Source organism: Streptomyces sp. SBT349 (assembly GCF_001083795.1).
Taxonomy (GTDB): Bacteria; Actinomycetota; Actinomycetes; order Streptomycetales; family Streptomycetaceae; genus Streptomyces.
In genome coordinates this window covers 1-1,662 of record NZ_LAVK01000647.1, presented here as the reverse complement: position 1 = coordinate 1,662, position 1,662 = coordinate 1, and the positions used below count along the sequence as shown (strand labels likewise).

1 protein-coding gene is annotated in these 1,662 nt (G+C 71.5%); it reads right to left on the bottom strand.

Annotation, left to right across the window (positions count from 1 at the left end; translation table 11 throughout):
- On the bottom strand, positions 1-1,465 hold a 1,465-nt coding region (locus ADY01_RS35510; RefSeq protein ID WP_049580999.1), incomplete at its 3' end, for a PstS family phosphate ABC transporter substrate-binding protein.
- Between the last annotated feature and the right edge of the window lie 197 nt (positions 1,466-1,662).

The window sequence follows — 1,662 nt, the reverse complement described above, 5'->3', positions numbered from 1 at the left end:
GGCGGGGGGCGCAGGGGGCGTGGCCCTCGGTGAGGAGGATGGCCTCCGCCTCGTCGCCGCTCATGTACGCGATGAACGCCTCGGCGAGCGAGCCGGGTTCGGGCCGTCCGGCGGTGTAGAGGGTCTCCACGGCCCAGAAGGGGTAGGCGTCCTCCCCTTCCTGGACGATGCGGGCGACGCTCGGCTCGTTGCCGTTGATGTGCGCGACGACGACGTTGTCGTAGTCGCCCACCGCGGACAGCTCGGCGTACCCGATGGCGCCGGGCAGCCGGTCGACCTCGGTGAGGAGTTCCTCGGTGCCCTCGCGCTCGCAGCGGATGTACCCCTCCCCGGCGAACCCGGAGCGGGGCCGCTCGCAGTCGTGCGAGGAGAAGACCTGCTCGCGCTCGGGGTGGAGGACCTTGCCCTCGAACGTGACGCGGGTGCCGGAGTCGCCGTCGCGCCCCACCACGCGGACCGGCTCGTCCAAGCGCTCGTCGATCTGCGACCAGTTGGTGATCTCGCCGGTGTAGATGCCGCGCAGCTCGTCCTGGGTAAGGTCCCAGACGCGGAGGTTCTCGTTGAGGACGACGCTGAAGATCATGATGCCGACGTCGTGGGCCACCAGGCCCTCGGGGAGGTTGGGGGACGGCCCGTCGGAGGCGGCGATCAGCGCGTCCTCGGAGCCGTCCCCGCGATCGCGCGCCTCCGTCAGGGCGCGGATGCCCTCCAGGCTGCCGTCCGCCTCGATCGTGATGTCCGCGTCGGGGCAGTCCTCGGCGTAGGCGTCCCTGATCTCGGTGAGCAGGGGCTCGAAGGCCGTCGAGCCGTTGACCGTCAGTTCGCCCTCGGCGCAGTGGGCGGGCGCGCCGCCGCCGTTGCCCAGGACGAACGAGGCGGCGAGCAGGGTGACGGAGGCGGTCAGCAGCACGACCAGGGTGCTGGTCGCCATCTGGGCCCTGCGCCGCCAGTGGCCCTCGACCAGCCTGCCGCCGTTGATGAACCCCTGGAGCCCGACCGCCGTCCCGCCGCCGGTGAGCAGGACCAGCACCTTGAAGTGGTCCTTGCGGTTGAGCGGCACCTTGGGGAGGGTGACGGTGTCCCCGTGGACGGTGAGGCCGCCCTCCCGCAGCAGCCGGGTGATGGTGGGGTCGCTGGCGTCGATGACCTCGGCGGTGAGGATGGAACGGTCCTCGAAGACGAACCGCAGCGGGTCGTGGAGGTCGTCCTCGGATATCTGCGAGACGCCCGCGTTCTCCACGCGCAGCAGGGCGATGCTCGCGTCGGGAACGTCCGCGCCGAGGTGGCGGAGGGTCAGCTCGACGCGGCCCTCGGCCTCCTTGGGGATCATGCGGATCGGCAGGTTGAGCTGGGCGCGCCAGCCGATGCGCTTCTGGGTCGGCCAGTAACGGCGCGTCAGCATGCCGATCACCGAGGCCACGAGGCCGGCCATGGCGAGCATGTCCTCGACGCTGAGTGTGATCACGAGCCCCCCTGGCCCCGTTGCCCCCGTTGTTCACGCCGCGCGCGGTCGGCGCGCGGCGTGCGGTGACGATACCGGGGGGCGGGGGCGTGCGGAGTGGTCTCGCACGCCCCGCGCATGACCGTTCATCAGAAGTTCCCCCGCCGGTTCCGGGGCGCCGGGCGGGGGGTCTCTTATACACCTCTGACGCTACCGACGAA